This window comes from Amycolatopsis sp. WAC 04182, assembly GCF_003947465.1.
In the GTDB taxonomy this organism is placed as follows: Bacteria; Actinomycetota; Actinomycetes; order Mycobacteriales; family Pseudonocardiaceae; genus Amycolatopsis.
In genome coordinates this window covers 1-668 of record NZ_QHJJ01000049.1, presented here as the reverse complement: position 1 = coordinate 668, position 668 = coordinate 1, and the positions used below count along the sequence as shown (strand labels likewise).

The following is a 668-nucleotide window of genomic DNA, read 5'->3' as shown; positions in this document are numbered from 1 at the left end:
AGGTGACCACCGAGTCCTGGGCCGAGTCGCAGCTGGGCATCGGCAGGGAGACCGACGTCCTCTACACCCCTGAGGACCCGACGAAGGCCGCACCCGTCGGCGCCGTCGGCGTCGGCGGCGGTTACGGCGGCATCGTCATCGGGCTCATCGCCGCCGTCGTCGGCCTGGCCCTCTTCGCCGCCCTCTCCGGACATTTCAGCCCGTCCAGCGGCATGGAGAACGGCTGCCGGATCGAGCACGCCGACGGCACCTCCGAGCCCGTCGACTGCCCTCCGGGCCTGGATGTCGACTGACGCGGCCGCCGGCAGCGCCATCGCTCTCCGCCGCAACGAACACCCGGGGTCGTGTGCCGGGGTGTTGTGCAAGGCTCGGAGGTGGTGCTCTTACAAGCTGATCACGCTAGATCCCGACAGACTGCACGTCGGTCACATAACTCGCAACATGGACAGCCTGGGATGCTGTTGCGACCCACACCGCCAGGATGAAGACCACGGGACGCAGATTGGAGCGCCGCGCACATCCAGGCCATCGACGCCCGGCGGGAGGAACTGCGCGCTGAGCCGGCACGACGCCAGGCTGACCACGCACGGGAGCGGAACCGCCTGACCGGCGAGCGCGACCAGGCCGGCCAGGAGCTGGTGGCCCAGCGCTCGGCCTGCGACACGTTC

1 protein-coding gene is annotated in these 668 nt (G+C 69.9%); it reads left to right on the top strand.

All coding sequences use genetic code 11. The features are described 5' to 3' along the window. Positions 1 to 293: hypothetical protein (locus DMH01_RS42880; protein ID WP_158633305.1), on the top strand; the 293-nt coding region annotated here is incomplete at its 5' end. Positions 294 to 668 lie beyond the last annotated feature (375 nt).